This window comes from Vibrio sp. G-C-1 (genome assembly GCF_021728015.1).
Lineage (GTDB): Bacteria > Pseudomonadota > Gammaproteobacteria > Enterobacterales > Vibrionaceae > Vibrio > Vibrio splendidus.
Genome location: NZ_JAKKCR010000003.1, coordinates 284,524 through 304,501, shown reverse-complemented (window position 1 = coordinate 304,501; position 19,978 = coordinate 284,524). Strand labels below are relative to the sequence as shown.

Sequence of the window (19,978 nt, the reverse complement as noted above, 5' to 3'; positions counted from 1 at the left end):
ACTTTATTATTTTCGGCTAGTGTATACAAAAATCCGTCGGGCACAAAAATTGATTGTGTCGAAATGCAAACTAGCTAGCTAACCAATGACTAAAAAGTAAAAAGTAACGGACATTCCATCACTCAAATACCGAAAAATCAGCAATAGATTGGCGGCCACGCAATGCTAAAAATGCCAAAAATTGCTGTGGCGAATGAGTGACCACTTTATTCGAATCCACACCTACTTTATCTAACAATGCAGCGACTAAGTCCAAGCCACCGACATCTACGCAGAAATGCGCATCGCTACCTGTCGTAATAAACGCACCTTTCGCTTTCGCTATTCTTGCGATCTCATAACAGCGGTCAACACTGCCAACTCGGCTATTGCCTTTGAGTGTGGTGTTGTTGATTTCAATCGCAACGTTATGTTCCGCCGCACATTGAATCACAGCTTCAAAATCGAAATTAAAATTAGGGTTTCCTAAGTGACCAAGCGCATCAATTCGGCCGCCTTTAATCACATTCAACAATGCTTCTGTATGGGTAGCGACATCCGATGGGCGAAATACTGGCTCATGAAAACTCGCGATCACCCAATCCAAGTTCTTATCCACACTCGGATGAATGTCGATTTCACCCTGTGTGTTCATGATGTTTGACTCGACACCTCGAATAATTGCGACATCTTCAATAAAACGAGGGAGCACACGCTGGTTACTGAAGAACCAATAGTGTGGCGCGCCCGGCATAGACTCTGAATGGTCGGTCGTACAAAACATAGCTAAACCGTTTTGCTTCGCCGATTTCGCGTTTTCGATCAGCGTGCTGTAAGCATGGCCACTTGCGTATGTGTGGGTGTGGGTATCTACTTTGAGTTCCATAAATCAAGGCCTTAACCGTGTGGTCTAGTCAATCAATTTCAAGTTGGGTTGGTCTAATACAGCTTATTCAAAAATGTCCAACAGACACTTGCTTAATGTGATGCTGAGTGAATCGAAATTATATACTGTTCATCATTCAGTATTGTTAAAATTAATTCAATCGACAATAACCTGATTTCTCCCGCTATTCTTTGCTTTGTAAAGGCGCTTATCAGCAAGCATAAATAGATCATTTGGCGATGTGCTTTTCGTCGGAACGCATTCCGCAACCCCTAGGCTCATCGTTACATGAGAAGCAATGGGTGAGGAACGATGAGGAATCGGTTGACTGTGCAAAACCGTTAAGAATGAATTAAGGCGAGCTCTGCTTTGCTCTATAGATGTGCTTGGCAATATAATGGCAAACTCCTCGCCTCCTATGCGAGCAGCAAGGTCTGACGGACGGTTAAAAACGTGCTTCCATAACTTTGCGACTTGTTTAAGGCAGACATCTCCTTGATGGTGGCCATATGCATCATTATATTGCTTGAAAAAATCAATATCGCCGATCACTAAGGTTAAAGTTTGCCCTTCGCGTTCACATCTAGCCCATTCAGACTCAAACGTTTGATTAAATTTACGTCTATTGGGGAGTGAGGTTAGCTCATCAAAAAGTGCAATCTTTGTGAGATCTTGTTTTTCTCTCTGCAACTGCTCATCACGCAACTCATATTGATACAATGTTGCCAGCAACTCTTTTCGAGGAGCTTTAGTCAAATCCTTTATGGATAGTGGCGAACTAACAAACTTGGCAAAATCTCCCCTAAACAAAAAGTAGAAGATCAGCATTGGGACACTATAGCAGGCCGCAATCAACAACTTACCCAGTATATTTCCGAATATGATAGGAACGATCTGCGGGCTTAGGCCAAAAGCTAAAAGAGGAAACAGTGCTCCATCCAAACAAAGGATAAAAACAAATGCTAGCGTATAGATGAATGCCAACGCTGGTAGATTGGAAAGGAACTTACTCACTTGTGTAAAAATAAACATCAATAACAATATTTCGAGGAGAATCAAAACCCCTCCAAGAACAAGAACTTTCAACGACACGTCAAAGATACTGAAAGGGATAGCAAAAGGGTTCAACACATATTCCGATTCCAGCAACCAAGCCATAAAGTTAAAACCAACAAAAGCAATCAAATCCACAACCACTACTAACCGAAACATGTGTTTAAAAGTGCTAAAATCTCGCTCAATAATAATGAGCATTATGGTGCTCATCATGAATGCACCATAAGCAATATTTCCGCCTGAAATACTTAAAGCTTCGGATAATGGAAAGGAATAAACGGCACCAGCAAGCCCTCCCACTAAAAGCACGATACTAAGATAGTTATAAAATGCAGCTGTACGCACACGGTTTTTTAACGTAGCAAAATACAATGGGAAAATTGAGTATATTCCTACATTGAGAATATATGCTTCTAACGTCATTACTGTTCCTTCTAGGCTCAACACATACAGCACCCAGATAATTTTATAGATGTGCAGAATAATTAATGATATTAACATAATAATGATTAATTAATAAAACGTCCGGAGTGCTTGGTTTTCTAATCAGGAATATTAATAACATTAGATATCTATTGCCCCCATAGAGCCTGTCCAGCATCTTGGAGAGATGCCCTACCAATCACAAGTGGCAATTAGTACTTAAAGATAAGGCTTTATTATCATTTCACTTAGTCATAGGAAGCACAACTTAGTCGTACCGCCGTCTTAATTGCGCCAATTTTTTGCAACCTACCCAAGTTCGTCAATACTTAAACCAGTCTACAAACTGGAGTGTTAGATGAGAAGAAGACGATATCCGCTGAGTATCCACATCACTAGCCTTTTCTTAATTTTGACCACTCTTGTCGGTACCGTACTGATTTCGATAAGTTATCGGCACTCTCAAGAACTGCTTTTAGGCACCGTGCGCGAAGTCAGTAATGAACATCGCGATAAGCTGGAATCGGTATTTAAACAAGCTATTGCCCCAGTCATCACAACCTTAAACGTGATGGCAGTGAGCCCGTTTGTTGCTCATCAAACCTCCTCCGTCGAAAAAGAATCTTGGCTTGCTTCGGTCGATATCATCTTCAAACAAAATACCAATTTAGTCGCTCTGTTCTATGGCTCTGAAGATGGCGATTTCAGAATCTTTCGCCCTCTGAGTTCCATTAAACAGAGAGCCGACAACAACGCTCCCGCCAAAGCGACCATGATGGTCAGCAGCACCAATCTAGATGGTGAAAACTTTATTACCTTTCTCGATGGCGCACACCAAGTGATCAGTACCCGACAAGCCGAGAGTAAGTTCAACCCCACGACTCGACCTTGGTTTCGTAACGCAAAGCCTGACGGCTCAATACAACTCTCTGAGCCCTACCTGTTCTATTTCCTGCAAACCAATGGCATCACGCTTTCTAGACGTTCTTTGGATGGCAAGCATGTCGTTGGTGCCGACTTCACGTTGAAATCTCTCTCTTCCCAGATCAGTGAATTGGCCTACTCTCCACAAACCCGACTCGCTCTGTTCGATCAACATTTCAATCTTCTCGGCCAACATCAACTTGATCTATCGATTCCCAAGCTTACCTCCCAGCCAAACGACACAAGTAAAACTGAGAAAACGAATAACCAAACGACGGGGAAACTCTCTGGCAGTGAGCAAGACCAAAGCTTCTTTAATGTGCCCAAACGTGAACAGATGGAAGCATTGAAAGCATCCGTCATAGCACCACTTATCTCCGACGAGGAGAAATTAAACCTCAACCTAAAAAACGTTGAGTACAACTTAAACACTTGGGCATTAACGCTAACGCCTGTTGAGCTCACTCAGAATGTCACTTTATATTTGGCAGAGGCTACGCCACACAATGAGTTGCTCTCTGATCTTATCTCGATGCGTGACAAGCAAGTCGCCGTCGCGATTGGGATGTTGTTCATCTGCTTCGCTATCGTATGGTTTGTTGCCAATCGCTTGTCTCAGCCGCTTAATACGCTGATGCAACTCACCGACAACATCGCACGATTTGACTTCAGGCGAACTCATTATCCCAAAAGCATGATTCAAGAAGTGGCTAACCTCGCCCACTCAATTGAGCTGATGGAACACACGCTTCATGATCTTATTACGCTACTTCGCGACACGGCAGGTAATCAGGAGTTTTCGATATTAGCCAAAAATATTGCTCATCAAAGCTATTTAATTACCAAAGCAGAAACCATCGTCCTCTTCACTCAATCAAAAGAGAAAGATGTGTTTGATACGGCCGCGAACCTCGCCATTTTGCCCTTTAAGGCCGACATCAATGACTTCATCAAGCACACCCCTTGGTTGCTGTGCCAGCTTAAATCTGGAGAAACAATCCACTTAAACCGAGAAGACAATGTTCTCAACTATTACCAAGATTCGATCTTCAATTCAGATCTGTACCTGTTTCCACTATTAAACCGTGAGAAGTTGTTGGTGGGTATCGTCGCAATTGGCTATGAAAGACCGATTACCAAGATGCAGGCAGACAAGCACGCCTTCTTACGAGAACTGCTCAGTTTTGCGGAAATAGCCAAAGATAACATTGACCAAATGCAGCAACAGAAAGACATGCTTAATGCCTTTATCGAGTTGATTGCATCAGCGATTGATACAAAATCACCTTACACGGGCGGGCACTGCCAACGCGTGCCTGAACTGACCAAATGGCTGACTCAAGCAACCATTGATGATGACCGTTATTACCCGCAATTCTCATTGGATAGTAAGCAGTGGGAAGAGTTAATGCTCGCCGCTTGGCTTCATGACTGCGGCAAGGTAACCACACCCGAGTATGTCGTAGACAAGGCAACAAAACTTGAAACCATTTACGACCGAATCCACGAAGTGCGAATGCGTTTCGAACTGTTAAAACAACAGGCTGAAACCGACTACTGGAAAGCTATAGCGAACGGAGCGCTTCAAGAGGATCAGCTTAAGATCCTCGAACAAAGCTTGTCAGAATTGGATGAAGAATTTGCCTTTGTTGCTGAATGTAACCTTGGTGGAGAGTCGATGACGGACGAACAACTAGAACGCTTAGACCGAATAGCCAAGCGCCAATGGAAACGAACACTCGACGATCAGCTAGGGTTATCTTGGTCTGAAAAAGAGAGATTCAATGAACAACAAGACACGACAGAGAAGAGTGAAGCTGAGCCAGCAAGAAAAGACCAAATACTACCGGTGATGGAACCGCTACTTGCCGATAAGCCTGAGCATAAAATACCGTGGGACAATGGCTTTAGCCCTGCTGATGTATGGCAAGAAGCGTTTGTGCTTAAGCCAGGAGAGGTCAAATACAACCAAGGTGAACTGCACAACTTGAAAGTTCGTCGTGGCACGTTAAACGATGAAGAACGTTTCATGATCAACGATCATATTATTCAAACCTTCACCATGCTTAACAAACTGCCTTATCCGTCTTACCTCCAGAATATTCCGGATATCGCCAGCGGACACCACGAGCGTATCGACGGTAAGGGCTACCCAAGAGGCTTAAGCGAAGACCAATTACCTTTACCGTCCAGAGCGATGGCCATTGCTGATGTCTTTGAAGCGCTCACCTCTAGTGATCGCCCGTATAAGAAAGGCAAACTCCTAAGCGAATCACTCAACATCATGACCGACATGGCCACCAGCGGTCATATCGATCCCAAGCTGTATTTGCTGTTCTTAGAAAACAAAATCTACGACAAATACGCTAAGCGATTCCTAGAGACTAAACAGCGTTGCGAGATTGAACCAAACGAACACATCGACCGAGTAAAAGAGTACATACGCTCATTATTTTAAGTTTGAGCTAACCATTTAGTCTTTAGTCTTTAGGCTATAAGGTCAATGATTAGCTTTTAGCCGCAGAATCCAACACCGCAACGTCCACTACAGTCGCTACAGCCACTGTGACTCGCGGTGTCTGGTTGGCTTTCGCCTTGCTGTGTCTTTTAGCTAGTAGAGTGTTGGTAATGCTCGCCACAACAATTAGGTTAATGCCAATCATCTGCTGAGTAGAAAACACATCATCAAAGAACAACCCCTGCCATAAGGCGCTAAACAGCATGTTAGTAAAAATCAGTGGTGCCAACTGGGAACCGCTGTCTGCAAGCTTATAAGCCTTGGAGCGGAAGATTTGAGTATTGATGGTAAACAGTGCGAGTCCAAATGCACCAAGTCCAATCCAACGCAAGTCATCAAACGACAGCAAAGTCGTTAAAGCTCCATACACACTATCCCCCTTAAGTACATCTGGTACAGCAGAAACAGAAGTAAACACGAGCATAGGTATAACGAGTATTGCTGCGACTAAAAAGGTCCATGCGTTAAGCTCTGCTGGTGTCAGGCTGGTTTTAGATGCTCGGTACAGACTCACTTGCGAGCCAGAGTTAAACACACCCGCTAGAAGTCCAAGCAATAGCGCAGGTCTAAAGAACTCCGAACCAAACTCAAACTGCGACCAATCCCCTGCCATCATCACTACGCCGAAAAATGTAATGGCTAAACATGCGATAGTCGTTGTATGAATCTTGGTTCCGAATATTAATTTTTCTAACAATGGAATAAACAGCGGACCCGTACTGAATAACACTACACCTTCAACCAGCGTTAAGGTTTGTAGTGAAGTAAGGAAACACCACTGACACGCCACCATAAAGATCGCTCGCACCACTAAAGGTTTCCACATATCGAGTGAAGGTTTCGTTATTTTGTAAAACATCAAGAATAAGAATAAGAACAGACTGGGTAACAAAAAACGCACAAAACTGAGTAGCGAGATTGGCATCACTTCAGATAGATACTTGGCCATTAAGCCACTCAAAGACAAACTGAACGTCGACAACAACATGAAAGTCGTCGCCTTGGTAATATCAGACATAATTATCACCTCCTATGACACCTATTTTAGAAGCGTGACGTGATGAAAAATAGCGAGTAATATTAACCATAACTGTAAGGAAAACTTACCAATGAAGAAACTCGTCCCGCTGAAATCCGTTTATGCGTTCATCGCTGTAGCTGAAACAGGCAGCATGACCGACGCCGCTCGCGTGTTGTACGTCAGTCATTCTGCGGTAAGCCAAGCTATCAAATCATTGGAGCAACTGGTCAATAAGCCGCTGTTCCAACGTGTAGGTCGTCGTGTTGTGCTAAATTCCGCAGGTAAGCGATATTATCGTAAAGTCGCGCCAGCACTGGAACAGGTGATAGAAGCGACAGAAGAGCTTGCCAGAACACCTAACGATCACCGCATTACTCTCAACATGGTGAACTCACTCGCGATGCACTGGTGGATCCCTCGAGTCCCCGAATTCCAAGCATTTACTCCCTCACTTGATATCCGTATTTCGACATTAACTGGCCCTTTCGATATCGAGCAGGAAGGGGTCGATGTTGCGCTTGTACATGGCAAGCCCAACGAGTGGGAGCAATATTACAGCGAGAAACTGGGCGACGATGATCTTGTATTGGTGTGCAGCCCTGCACTATTGAAAAACCAAATGGGGTTAAGCGTTGAACAACTTGTGAAACAAAACCCAACCATTGGCGTTTTTAACCTCAGGCGACAACATGACTGGCAAGTCTGGTGCGACAATTACCAAATCCCAATGCCCACATTCCATAGCAATCTAACGTTCGATGTCTCCATTCAAGCGGTTCAAGCTGCAATTCGTTCGTTAGGCGTATTGGTTACGCATCGCTTGTTTGTGAAAGATGACATCAGCCATGGGATGCTAGTGGAGTTGGGCGAACCCGTCGCGAACCCACACCAAGATTTCTATTTTGTTTGCCCAAAAAACAAATTAAAACAAGAAAGTGTGCTAAAACTGAGAACATGGTTAAGACATGAATTCACACGCTCAGAGACAGCACTGAACGATGACATTCAAGAGCAAGACCAAACTATCAATTAATAAGCGAGTGACAGCTCAACAAGCTTACAAGAGGCCATTATGATTATTACCACCACACAATCAGTCGAAGGCAAGCGCATTGTCGATTACAAAGGGGTTATTGCCGGAGAAGCCATTCTAGGGGTGAACGTTTTCAAAGATATGTTTTCAGGAATTCGCGACTTTGTGGGTGGACGTTCTGGCACCTACGAGAAAGAACTGGAAAAAGCACGTAACTACGCGTTCAAAGAGTTAGAACAGAAAGCGATTGAAGCGGGTGCCAACGCGGTGGTAGGTGTCGATATAGATTATGAAGTCTTGGGAACAGGTAATGGCATGTTGATGGTATCAGCGAGCGGCACGGCGGTTGTCGTCGCTTAATCGCTTAATCACTTAATCTATTAAGCTATTGAGCAATCAGGCAGCCTAATGAAAACTCGTTCCAACCCTTTGATGATTAGCCGCCAAAGGGTTAGAACAGTTATAAGCTGATACTTAGCTTGATGTTACTCGTGCAACCTTTTGCCCGGAGAGCATGTCATCAAACGAGGCAACTCTCGCCAAGAATGCACCTTTATTTTCAGGTAAGATAGAACTCGCTAAAGGTAAGTTCGCTTTCATCGAATCCACAGCTCTTCCACGCACCAGTACTTCAAAATGCAAATGCGGCCCGGTTACGCGACCTGTCGTGCCAGACAACGCTATTTTCTGCCCACGCTTAACCTGTTGCCCCTTCTTAACCAAGAATCGGCTCAAATGCAGATAGCGAGTTTTGTAAACACTGTTATGTTCAATCACTATGTATTTCCCTGCATATGGGTGATTACGAATAGCAATAACTCGACCATCACCGGTTGAATAAACTGGCGACCCTACGGGTGTTGCGAAGTCAGTACCATTATGCGGAGATATACGTCCGGTCACTGGGTGCTTACGGTACGGGTTAAATGGCGAAGTAATTCTTCGGAATTGTTTGTCTATTGGGTAGCGATTGAACGCTTGCTCAAGGCTATTACCCTCTCTGTCGTAGAAGCGTCCATCTGGAGCAAGAAACGCGGCCACTTCCTTACCTCGTAACGTAATCGATATGCCTTGGACCTCTGTTTTTCCTGTTAGATGGTCGCCTGTGTATTGCTCATTGACCAACACATTAAACTCATCGCCCGCTCTTAACTGCTTTGAGAAGTTAATCTTGTCTCTTAACGTTCGAGTAATATTGGCTATCTGGGCGGTTGTTAATCCCGCTTTGTATGCTGACGTTGAAAAACTGCCATGAACAGTGCCTTTATAGAGCTTTTCTTTCCATTCGCTAGGCATTTCATGGAATTGGTAATTAAAGCTTCCATCATCATTTTTAGTGAAGACAGCTTGCTCTACGAGACTTTCATGGAAAATCAGCTCTACGAGTTGTTTAGAGTCACTATCCAAAAGCAACTCTAGATGATCGCCAGGTTTTATTGTATCGAGCTTCAAAGACTCAAGATCCGCTTCCATCACTTTTTGAACTGTCTCATAAGGCAGTTTCCATGACGAAAAGATGTTGCTGAGCGTATCTCCAACCTTCACGAAGTAATGAACTTTTACCAACGTTCTTGAGCTTGCCTCTGAATCTGTATATGAGTTTGATGCCCCCTCTTGATGAGTTAATAAGTCTTTATAAGGGGTGACTTGAATTGAGATTTCTTCTGGTGCTTCGGATTGAAAATGGAGCAAAACGGAAAGTGAGAATGCACTGATAGCGATAACGATCAGGCCAATAGGGAGGAACTTCATAAAATACTTAGCGGTTATAACAAGGAACTTGGCAAATGTTATAACATAACAATCAATTCAAAAAAATAAACGTAATGTAAGAAACCGTTCCACAAAAGTTGCCAAAATATGGTGGGCGTGTGAAGCCCACCACCTTATGTGACATTACTCTTCACAAAGCGCTTCAAAACGATCTAAGCCGCGCAGCATTTCAAAGTCTGGTTCTTCAACTAGCAACTCTCTCATTGAACCACTCGCTTCAATAGAACGCTCTAAGTCATCGATAGCCTGACCTTCTGCTCCTAACCTTGCATACGAACAAGCACGTTGATACAAGGCGTGGGCATTTTGGTCATCCACTTCTAACACGCGGTTACATAGGCTCATTGCCCAGTGGTATTCCTGCATATCCATCGCAGCATCCGCTTTATAGGTCAACGCTTCTAAATCACCCGGACGAACCTTCAATATCTCATCGTAAATTTCAATCTTCTGCTCGGCCGTTTGAGCGTTTTGCGCTCTGAGCCATAAATTGTGAATCTCATTGATGATTTCGATTTCTCGGTTGTTCTCTGAGATAATTCTGGTCTTACGCTTAAGATCCCTTTCAAGAACATTGAATTTCTTCTCGTAGTCTTGAGCAATCGAATTAAGTCGCTGGTCAGCCATTTCTTTGGTGGTGTGTTTGAGATCTTTCATTGATTGCCAACCAACCAATGCAATAAGAGAAGCAACACCCGCAATAATGTAGAAGAAATACGTGACCGTGACATTGGCATAGTTCAATGACTTATCGGCGACTGTAAGCTCACGATCGGTCATCTGAATGGTCAAGCGCCTTTCCAGATCTTGCTGTTCCATTCGCAACTGCTTCAGCTCATCTAAGATGTAGCGTTCCATCAATGGTCGGTCTACATACTCTTTCTCTGAGTATTTAACTTCCTCGCTTGCAAAGCTCATGGTCGTGACCAGTGAGAACACTGCAATCAATAGGATTCGAAGCATTTATACATTCCTTATATATTTTATCTTTGTTAACTGTATCTCTTAATCGCAAGACAAGCTAGAAAGTCGGCAATTCTGCCTTCTCCTTATTGGAATTAACACTCTAAAACATCATTGATAATTATAAAACACCTGAAGCAACATCATTAATTTCTAAATTATAAAAATACCGCGTAATACTGTTCTATATAATTAATTCGCGATGCGAATATACCAAGAGTTGATTTATTGCATCGAGATGAATCTTATATTAATAACGATCAGAGCGAGGTTAATTTGAACAATCCACGATACGATTTAATGAGCCGGGTGCTGCACTGGGTCATGGCGTCTGTCATCATCTATGCAACAGTCGCAGGGTATGTGATGCACTATGTCACCAGTCATCCAGAACTGTTTTCTTTTCTGTCAATGCTCAACATGTCATTGGCGACCATTGCGACGCCATTATTCGTGGTTCGTTATGTCTGGAGTCACTTCCGCTCATCGCCAACCATGCCACTGTCTGTACCTGAAGGGCAAAAATGCATTGCTAAACTTGCTCACTCCCTGATGTATCTAGTGATGTTTATGGTTTTCAGCACGGGTTACTTGATGCTAAAAGAACCTTATTCGTTATTCTGGTTGGTGAGCGTGAACAACCCAATTACCGACCCTGCAATCAACGGCTTCTTTTTCTATTTACATCGTGCCAGTTGTATTGCCCTAGCCTGTTTAGTTGTTCTTCATGTTTGTGCTGCACTTAAACACCACTTTGTCTCTAGGAACTATGTATTGAAGATGATGCTTTAAATTTTGGAGGGATATTTAAAGTAATATCAGCGATGTTCTCAGTATTCGTGGTAATCATCTGCTTTAAAAAATACAGCATGGTTTACACAAACAAAAAAGCCATAGCATGTTCGCTATGGCTTTCTTATTTCAATTTGATTACTTGGTTTGAGTATCAATCATCACTTGCCAGTATTCGCACTTGGCCAAGAACTCTTTTAAATAAAGCTCTGGGTTCGCTAGCTTCTCACCGCCTTTAACATCAGCCCCAGTCACACGCCAAAAGCCACGAGTTACCAAGTTTCGGTGATAAATAAAATCGCTGATTTCATTTATTTTTAAAGGAAGTTGCTCACCAAACGTCTGTTCGTATAGGCTCAGCGTAGAGGCTTGCTCACTTGGCTTTTCCCTTAAAAAGGTATCCAAATCCAAACCTAACGACTGCTGCTGTTGTTCCTTTGGCAGTGCTTTAGCTAATTTAGAGATAACACTGAACAGAGCCAACTCAACTTTTTGAGACGCTAATAACGATGCACCTAAAAGCGCATGTTCATTGGAAATGTGTTGCTCTGTTGATGAAACGGTTGCTGTTGTCACTGTGTTAACCTCAAATAATCATAACGGGTGTTACTGAACTGGATAGAGTCTTTTCACTAAGCTGAATCTTATTCTTGTCATTAAGAAGAATCTTACAGTTAAGCTGAGTCTTGTAGCTAAGCAAAGTCTTACAGTTAAGCAGAATCTTTTAGCAGAGCACGGTCAGCATCAATAATGGTGAAGCCCGATGCATCTTTATTCTTTTCGACTTGCACTAAACCTTTAAAACCAATCTGCGACAACTTCTTCGCAAGGTGATCCGGTGCTGTTTCAAAAACAACATTCATAAAAGGTAAAGACTCAGCATCAACAAAACCATGCTCGTTAAACAGTTCCATTGCTTGAGATAAATGGTCTGAGTCGGTTAATTCGATAATTTCTACAATTTCTTCCAACAACATCTTCGATTCCATATTCGCCAGAAAGTGACTGACACAAGCACTTACGTTTTGCTCGCATACATCCCGATGCCCGAAGACACCCCTTTAGTAGTAGGGAGATCATAACATATTAATAATCGAAAAATATGTTTAATTTCCCTAACCTATTGGGAATATTAGAAAACAATAGAAACTGGAGAAGCATAGACAAGACCAGTTCGTCTCATCGAAAGCAACAGCCTGATTTGAGGCAATCAGGCTACCGTAACTTGAGAATCGCCCGTTTCGACAATCGACTCTTGTAACAAGCCAGCATAAATTCCATTGTGTGCGACTAGCTGTTGATGATTACCTTGCTCAACAATTTTACCCTGTTCCAATACCAGAATCGTATCCGAGTGACGTACTGTACTCAAACGGTGTGCAATCGCAATCACGGTTTTTTCCTTAAACAGACGCTGCATCGCTTTTTGGATGAGGTCTTCGGTGATTGAATCTACCGAGCTGGTCGCCTCATCAAGCATCATCAGTTGTCCACCTTGTGCAACCGCTCTAGCAAACGAAATAAGCTGCGTTTGCCCTACCGACAAATTGGATCCGTTCTTTTCCAAGTGGAAGTCATAACCTTGTGGCAATTGTTCAATAAACTTATCGGCATAAACATAGCGCGCTGCCTGCTCAACCTCAGTTCTAGATAAATGCGATTTACCCAGCGCGATATTGAATTGGATTGTCTCTTCAAATAAGTGCACGTCTTGCATCATCATTGAGAACAAATGAGCAGAGTCTTCACTAGAGATCTGCGACAGCTCTATTCCATTCAGTAGAATGCTGCCTTCATAGTCTTGGTAGGTTTTAGAGATTAGACGCAGAATCGTCGACTTGCCCGACCCCGTAGAACCGACAAGCGCGATTTGATGCCCTTTCTCCAATACAAACGAGACATTCTTTAGAACGTAGGGAGAGTCGTTTTTGTAACGGAAGCTCACGTTCTTAAACTCAAGGCTCACAAACTGTTCGAGCTGTTTCTCAACCTTGTTAGATGGCAGCAGGTTGCGCCCTTCCTCTTCAGTCGGCTCAACAAACAGCTCTTCAATATGGTCAAACGCTGCAAATGAACTCTGAATCGAAGCTATTTGGGAGGTAAAGTCTCGAATAGGTACAAACACTTTTTCTAAGGTGTTGATGAACGCAATTAGCACACCCAAGGTGAGTGCCCCTTCTATCACTTGCTCAGAGCCATACCAGATCATAATTGCGATGGTGATTGAGGTGATGCCTGAGATAAATGAGAACAAAATCGCATCGTATTTATTGATCTTCTTCTGCGCTCTTAAAAACTCATCGGTATAGCCTTGGTAGCGTTGTTCGACTTGCTCTTCCGCTCGATACATCTGAACGGTTTTCATACCAAATAGTACTTCCTGTAAAAAGCCAATACCGCGAGCGAGCGAAGAACGAGTCACCTTATACAAAGCACGAAGTCGGTTTCTCACATACACCGTCAAATACATCACTGGCGGCATAATGATCAATACAATCATCGTTAACTGCCAATCAATGAAGAACATCATCACCAACAGAGCAATGGTATTGATGCTGTCTTTAACTAGACCTACAACCGACTGAACAAATGTCTCGCCGATGGTTTCCAAATCACTGGTTAATCGTGAAAGCGTTACACCAATCGGTGTGTTATCAAAATAGCTGCGCGGCAGTTTGAGCACGCGAGCAAACAACACTGAGCGCATGTCAGTTATCGTGTATTGCCCGGTTTTACGCAGGTTGTACGAATAGGTGGTATCCACCACATAGCTCGCCACCAGCACGGCAACGAGATAGAAGACATACTCGAGCAGTCCATCCATATCCCCATGGCTCAGGTGAACATCAATCACTTGAATGATCAGCCAAGGGAACAACAAGCTCGTGATGACAGAGAGAGGAAGCATAGCGATGCCCAGAATCGCAGAGCGTTTGTATTTCTTAGCAAACTTAAAAAAGTGCTTGAGGTACTTGAGATCAACACCTTTTAACATGCTGCTGCCTCCGTTTCATTCTGCTGTAACTGCCATGTATCGTAATAGTAATCACACGTTTTCAATAACGTTGCATGGTCGCCCTTCGCGATCACCTTACCTTCGTTCAACACGATGATTTCATCCATATATTCAAGGGCATTAACACGGTGTGAAACCACAAGTACTGATTGATTTTCCAAGCGCTTAAACAAGCCTTCCAAAATCTTACGTTCTGTTTCATAGTCGACGGCCGATAGAACGTTATCCATGATGATCAGATCGGTGGGTTGTAATAAAGCACGAGCAATACTTAAACGCTGCTTCTGGCCACCAGACAACATGATCCCTTTCTCACCGACTAAGGTTTGGTCACCATGCTCAAAACGAGTAACGTCACTCGCCAACTGGCTGAGATCCAGCACTTCATCAACCTGACTCTTTGCCAAGTCAGTATCTAAGCTGCCAAAGCGGATATTGTCCTCGACGGTTGCTGAAAACAGGAAAGGGTCTTGAGTCACGGTTTTCACGTAACGGCGCAAGTCACTGCGTGAGAAGCTAGTGATATCCCTTTCGCCAAGGAAAACCGAACTTTCTGGTACATCCAAGTGATGGTTCAAGCAGTTCACTAATGTCGTTTTACCCGCTCCGATTCCACCTAGCACACCCACTTTCTTACCGGCAGGAATATCAAAGCTGATGTCATCAAGAATCACACGCTCTTCACCCGAATAGCTGAAGCTGAGGTTGCGAACGGAAAACGTTTTTCCCCTTAGCGATTCAACATCTAACTCCGTGAGCTTATCTTCATCAAGCTCGGGAACTTTGGCATTAAGAATAGTCTGTGCACTCTGAATACCTACCATGCCACGCTGATAAATGGTCGCGATTCTACCGAGTTGCATCAAAGGCATAGCGAGTAAAACAGAATAAGTCAGGAAAGCGGTTATTTCGCCCAAAGTAAGCTCTTGCCGCATTAGCATAAAGCCACCAAGTCCCAGAATGATGATTTTCATCAGGTCATTGGCGTAGTCGAGTACCGGCATAAAGAAGACTTGAATACGTGTGATTTTAAGGCGGCACTCAAGCAATAACTGGTTAAGATTTTCAGTTTCGGCTTTCACCCAAGGTGACATCAGTTGGCTCTTAATCAAATCAATCCCAGACAGGTAACTCATTAGCTGAGCAGACAAGTTTTGTAGACGTTTCATGTGCTCTAAATGCAGTGTTTTCATACGCTTGAAGCCCACACGGAAAATCACAAAAGCGATTGAGATAGGAATAATCGAGTACAGTGTGAGTTCTGGTGAGATACGCCACATGTAAAGAGGTGTCAACGACAACGCAAGCAACGCATTGAAGAACTGCAAGAAGCCGACACCAAACAGCAGTCGGATACCACTGAGGTCATTATTGATAATCGAGATCAGTCGACCTGAAGCAAAACGTTCATGAAAGCTGCTTGGTAAGCGATTCAGCTTTTGTAGAAGTGTACTTTTGAGCGCTGCTTCTGTAATTCGCCCCGGATTAAGCGCATAGATACGAGACAGAATTCTCACCACCACCATGGCGACAGACATGCCGACTACAATCCAAACATAGCTTTGCAGCTGCTGATGGCCAGTTGAAGAAGCATCATCAATCAGATCTATCGCCAATTGGATATAGCGTGGTATTTCAACTTGAAGCCAATTTACGAGAAAAATGAAAACTATCGCCAACAAATAAGAAGTGCGATTCATACGCAAATAGTGGGCAATAAACTGTCTTTTATTCATGGAATTCTTTCTTTGAGGACGGGTTCGCGGCTGTACCATGGATTCATCGGGAGCTTGGTACATTCTCAGGTTTAAAGGTACACCAAAAAGACATAGTTGACAATATCAACCAAATTTATATTTTAATCGTTCCGTTGTTTTTCAAAGCTACAAAAAGAAAATTTGCCGCCAAAATGGCGGCAAATATTTTAGGTTTGTTAAATGATGAGATTTAAAGGACGACGTCTACCTGCCCATTGTTGATGTCCACTAAACGCTTTACTTCACTTCCCATTGCTGATGGATACCATACTTCTACCCAAACCTTATCAACATGATTTGGAAGAAGCAGTGTTGTTGAAAAATCAATATCCTCATTGATCGGCGTTCTCAACACTTGTGAGGTGTAATCGACAACATCTCCATTAAAATCAGTGTAGATGCTCATAAAGCCTCGGGAGCTCTGCGAACTTCCGACATCTACATTGACAACAACCTCTCTTTCAGTAGAGAAATCAAAACCTTCCGGAACTACTAACTCTATCGATTTCTGTGCTTGTTGTGCCGCAGAAGAGCTTGGAGCTGAAGCACTACTGCTACCACCACCTCCCCCGCCACCACAAGCTGAAAGGAAGACAAGAGACACGCTACTCAGCATTAGTTTGATTGTTTTCATAAATCCTCCTTGATTAGTCTTCTGTTGACCAAGTTTTGTCTGAAGTCGGGTTTTGGTACCAGGTTGGTTTCGCTGAACCTCCTGAGGTCGCCCATTCGGCAAAATCAGGATATGCCTCACTGATATCAATGTACTCTGCTGGGTGATTCCAAGGAGATGATATTAATATTCCCCAAGGCATATTTTGCGTAGTTCGATAATACTTATTGCTCGACGGGTCAGAGTCATCCTGCGCAATTCCGTAGAAGTCACTGACTAACGTACCGCGAGTTGTCGGTGGGAAATCGGCTGTATGAATCTCTAAGTCTTTACCCGGAGAACTAGTGAAGCTATCACCATGATACTGACCTTCACCCGGCCCAAAGATGAATGGGTCAAAACCACTCAATGGCATCAATGAACTCACAGTCGGCTCGCTTCCAGAAGCAAACGGTAGTGAAATACTAAACGTCATATTATCTGCTTCCAGCGACATGCTACAAGATGGGTTAGTACGGTGGAACATACACTCGGCATTAATGGGCAGATCGTTTCTTAAATTTAGAGATGCAACAACGACAACGTCTCCTCCTGGCGATGCAACCGCTTTGTCCTCACCAGTAAATGGTGAAATATTAACGCGAGTCGCCCCATTTTTTTGTACTCGAGCAGTTTGCAGATCAACATCTGACTCATCGAATCCATTGAGCTTCCAACCTAAACCATTGCCGTAAGAAGCTCCATAAGCCATGACAGTGCCAGTAATATCCATTCGAAGAACGGCATCGTCTTTACTTAAGATGGTGGTTCGGTAGTAAACAACGACATCATTTAAGTCAAAGTCGCCCACTTCTGGCCAATTATCTTCAAAGGCCGCAGTGTAGTAATTAGAGTGTTGGATCGTGGTCCCTGGGTCGGTTACATTGAAAACGTAATCCTCAACCTCCCCATCACCGACATAGCCATCGCTAGGAATGTTTGGGCTACTAGCCAAGCGGAATCGAGTTTGTACAGTACCAACGACTGCACCGTCGCCGACACGAATAGGAACAACTTGGCTTCCATCGACAACAGAATGATTTTTCAGTATTTGCTCGTCATCATCGAAAACACCATTCATGTCCCAGTCAGCCCAAGCCTGTAGGTAGCCGCTACCGACTACGTTGACATTGATTAAGCTGTCTAATCCAATTTCTAGATTGGACAACAAGGTAATTCCATCGTCGTCGTTCCCGCCAATATCCAAGTCGTCGCCATTGGATGCTGCACCAGGTTGTCCGCCGGTATCAGCATCAATGCTAGCCCCTAAATAAAGCGTTGACGAAATCGCATGTTCAGCACCATTACTCGCTTGTAACGTGCCGTAACTATCAGGCGCATCACCAAAATCAGATTCGTCTGAGCTTTCGATGGGAGTTGTAAAACCGGATAACTCCCAGTTACCATCAAATGCAGAGAATATAGGGTTCGGTCCAGTACTCGTGGTAACCGTTTCAAACTGAAGTGTGACGATAGAAGTGTTTTTGTAGGTGAATTTAACCGCCCCTGAAGTGTCTGTTTCAGAGTAGTTTGTACCAGGACCCGTGAATAAGACTGAAGTCCCATCGGTACTCTCTTCTGCCGTCAAACTTGCACTCGCACTACCAAGTTGATAGCTGAAAAAACCTTCACTTTTAAAGACTCGTACTTGTTCAGACTGTGAGGGTTCTCCATCGATGTCATAACCAATCATGTCAAACTCAGGAATAGTATAAGGTACTGAGAAGGTTCCGGAGAGACCATCCGTACCATCATAAAATTCAAAGGTATAGATTAAGCCTGCCGATCCCGCAGAATTAGTTTGGTAAAGAAAACCAATATCTCCTGAAGGCTGCGTTGCGCCAACTTTGTAGTTGGGAGCATGAAACAAAAATGTCGCATCACCAAACACATTACTAGACACTTTGGCATCTATTGTTTTTCCATCATGTGTTCCGACATTCAGAAAATGCATTGACACCCCATCGTACGTCGGTCCCGCCCAGCTGCTACTCCCATTAGTTGGCTCTATATGGTTTGAAAAGTCCAAATCCACCGTCGTTGCATAAATAGGGACACTGACTACTGCCGTCATAAGATAAATAACTTGCTTGTATTTCATAGTAAACCTCGACTTCTTCTTCGCATGAGCGATTTCCTTGAAAAGTGTGTGAACTCTGAACGACGGTTAAACAAAAGTTTTCCACATCCCAAACTCGTAACTAAGCAAAAGTAGTGGTTTGTTATTTTGGTGTCGATAAAGCGAGCTGCTTAGTCAATGAAGCAAGAGGAAGGCCAAGTTTTCAATTAAGCAAAGCATGAATTTAAGATGATGAAATTAAAGGTAATTTTATTTATTTTCATTTTAAATCTAGAGCTCGTTCTCGATATATTCAAAATAAGAATCAAATTGCTTAAGTGTTACGTCAATTTAAAAACCACCGACTTTAACTACGATTTATACCTATATAGGAAAGTCAAAAGACGAGCACTACATCCACTTCAAACAAAGTGGTTGATGTCAGATACAAAAACCGCCTAAAAGCACAGGACTCTTAGGCGGTTAATAATTAGCAAGTTTAAAAAATAGAAGCTTGATAAGGAAAAAGTTATTGCTGCTTACAGCATCTCTTTGGCAATCAAATGCAGTAAGAAGGTTTCACGCTCAATACTCATGCCCTTTTTCGGGCTCTCGGCCATGGTCTTTTCATTATGGGCAATCGCTTCATGGATATTCATCCAAACTGGTTTCATCCCATTTTTCACTTCATAATCTTCGTAAGCCGTTTCACCAAGCTCACGATCGATCTTGCATGAGTAGCAGTAAGAGATCATGTGCATCATATCTGCGTCGTCTTTATACCAAGGACGAAACTCTTCAAAAATACCGAACGGCTTGATGCTATGAATGTTCTTTGCACCGGTTTCTTCTTCGAGTTCACGAACCATACCAGCAATCACATCTTCACCTTCATCCAAACCACCACCAGGAATGGTGTAATCGTGATAACGCTCGGTGTACAGCATCAGAATGTTTTCACCGTCTAAGACAATTGCACGGGCAGCATTACGCTTGTATACCGTTTTATTGTCTAGATGATCGATATCAGGGTGGATGGTGGTTTTTAGGTGTCTCATGATTCTGACTGCTCTACTGAATTTGGCGGCATCATATCATAATCATCAATAGATTCGAGGTTCTCCGT

16 protein-coding genes are annotated in these 19,978 nt (G+C 43.3%); 4 read left to right on the top strand and 12 right to left on the bottom strand.

What is annotated here, in order from left to right:
• Positions 1 to 118: 118 nt before the first annotated feature.
• Both L3V36_RS06705 and L3V36_RS06700 read right to left on the bottom strand, forming a co-directional pair.
• Positions 119 to 865, bottom strand: a complete 747-nt coding sequence (locus L3V36_RS06705; RefSeq protein ID WP_208774718.1) for a phosphatase — start codon at positions 863 to 865, stop codon at positions 119 to 121.
• Between the two features lie 156 nt (positions 866 to 1,021).
• Positions 1,022 to 2,344: a GGDEF domain-containing protein gene (locus tag L3V36_RS06700; protein WP_017094971.1), complete on the bottom strand. Its 1,323-nt coding sequence runs from the start codon at positions 2,342 to 2,344 to the stop codon at positions 1,022 to 1,024.
• Positions 2,345 to 2,702: 358 nt separating this feature from the next.
• Here L3V36_RS06700 and L3V36_RS06695 point away from each other — a divergent pair, with 358 nt between their 5' ends.
• Entirely contained in the window at positions 2,703 to 5,726 is a 3,024-nt protein-coding gene (locus tag L3V36_RS06695; RefSeq protein ID WP_208774716.1) for an HD domain-containing phosphohydrolase, read from the top strand.
• Between the two features lie 49 nt (positions 5,727 to 5,775).
• Here the strand turns inward: L3V36_RS06695 and L3V36_RS06690 are convergent, their stop codons facing one another.
• Positions 5,776 to 6,804 (bottom strand): EamA family transporter, encoded by a 1,029-nt coding sequence (locus L3V36_RS06690; protein ID WP_208774713.1) that lies wholly within the window; start codon positions 6,802 to 6,804, stop codon positions 5,776 to 5,778.
• A 91-nt stretch (positions 6,805 to 6,895) separates the two neighbouring features.
• Here L3V36_RS06690 and L3V36_RS06685 point away from each other — a divergent pair, with 91 nt between their 5' ends.
• Together L3V36_RS06685 and L3V36_RS06680 are read left to right on the top strand one after the other, a co-directional pair.
• Positions 6,896 to 7,840 carry a LysR substrate-binding domain-containing protein gene (locus L3V36_RS06685; RefSeq protein WP_102452778.1) on the top strand — a complete coding sequence of 315 codons (945 nt, stop codon included), beginning with the start codon at positions 6,896 to 6,898 and terminating at the stop codon, positions 7,838 to 7,840.
• 39 nt (positions 7,841 to 7,879) lie between these two features.
• Positions 7,880 to 8,200 (top strand): heavy metal-binding domain-containing protein, encoded by a 321-nt coding sequence (locus tag L3V36_RS06680; RefSeq protein WP_004730185.1) that lies wholly within the window; start codon positions 7,880 to 7,882, stop codon positions 8,198 to 8,200.
• Positions 8,201 to 8,314: 114 nt separating this feature from the next.
• On the opposite strand, the gene L3V36_RS06675 is transcribed toward L3V36_RS06680, so the two are convergent.
• Positions 8,315 to 9,592 (bottom strand): peptidoglycan DD-metalloendopeptidase family protein, encoded by a 1,278-nt coding sequence (locus L3V36_RS06675; RefSeq protein WP_017094975.1) that lies wholly within the window; start codon positions 9,590 to 9,592, stop codon positions 8,315 to 8,317.
• 144 nt (positions 9,593 to 9,736) lie between these two features.
• Entirely contained in the window at positions 9,737 to 10,576 is an 840-nt protein-coding gene (locus L3V36_RS06670) for an alkyl sulfatase dimerization domain-containing protein (protein ID WP_208774712.1), read from the bottom strand.
• A 300-nt stretch (positions 10,577 to 10,876) separates the two neighbouring features.
• Here L3V36_RS06670 and L3V36_RS06665 point away from each other — a divergent pair, with 300 nt between their 5' ends.
• Positions 10,877 to 11,368, top strand: a complete 492-nt coding sequence (locus L3V36_RS06665) for a cytochrome b/b6 domain-containing protein (RefSeq protein WP_208774756.1) — start codon at positions 10,877 to 10,879, stop codon at positions 11,366 to 11,368.
• A 138-nt stretch (positions 11,369 to 11,506) separates the two neighbouring features.
• Here L3V36_RS06665 and L3V36_RS06660 read toward each other — a convergent pair whose 3' ends face one another.
• From L3V36_RS06660 to L3V36_RS06630, 7 genes are all read right to left on the bottom strand, one after another.
• A complete protein-coding gene (locus L3V36_RS06660; protein ID WP_017094977.1) occupies positions 11,507 to 11,944 on the bottom strand; it encodes a hypothetical protein in 438 nt (145 codons plus the stop codon).
• A gap of 134 nt (positions 11,945 to 12,078) precedes the next feature.
• The gene (locus L3V36_RS06655) at positions 12,079 to 12,345 is read right to left on the bottom strand and encodes a hypothetical protein (protein ID WP_017094978.1); all 267 of its coding nucleotides are present in this window, start codon (positions 12,343 to 12,345) and stop codon (positions 12,079 to 12,081) included.
• Between the two features lie 233 nt (positions 12,346 to 12,578).
• Positions 12,579 to 14,363, bottom strand: a complete 1,785-nt coding sequence (locus L3V36_RS06650) for an ABC transporter ATP-binding protein (RefSeq protein WP_208774710.1) — start codon at positions 14,361 to 14,363, stop codon at positions 12,579 to 12,581.
• Complete coding sequence (locus tag L3V36_RS06645) at positions 14,357 to 16,120, bottom strand: ABC transporter ATP-binding protein (protein WP_208774708.1); 1,764 nt, start codon at positions 16,118 to 16,120, stop codon at positions 14,357 to 14,359. Before L3V36_RS06645 ends, L3V36_RS06650 begins: the two co-directional genes overlap by 7 nt.
• Before the next feature lie 211 nt (positions 16,121 to 16,331).
• Positions 16,332 to 16,775: a hypothetical protein gene (locus L3V36_RS06640; RefSeq protein WP_017094981.1), complete on the bottom strand. Its 444-nt coding sequence runs from the start codon at positions 16,773 to 16,775 to the stop codon at positions 16,332 to 16,334.
• 13 nt (positions 16,776 to 16,788) lie between these two features.
• Positions 16,789 to 18,894 (bottom strand): LruC domain-containing protein, encoded by a 2,106-nt coding sequence (locus tag L3V36_RS06635; RefSeq protein ID WP_065682368.1) that lies wholly within the window; start codon positions 18,892 to 18,894, stop codon positions 16,789 to 16,791.
• A gap of 497 nt (positions 18,895 to 19,391) precedes the next feature.
• On the bottom strand, positions 19,392 to 19,910 hold the full coding sequence (locus L3V36_RS06630; RefSeq protein WP_017094984.1) for an NUDIX hydrolase: 519 nt from the start codon (positions 19,908 to 19,910) through the stop codon (positions 19,392 to 19,394).
• Between the last annotated feature and the right edge of the window lie 68 nt (positions 19,911 to 19,978).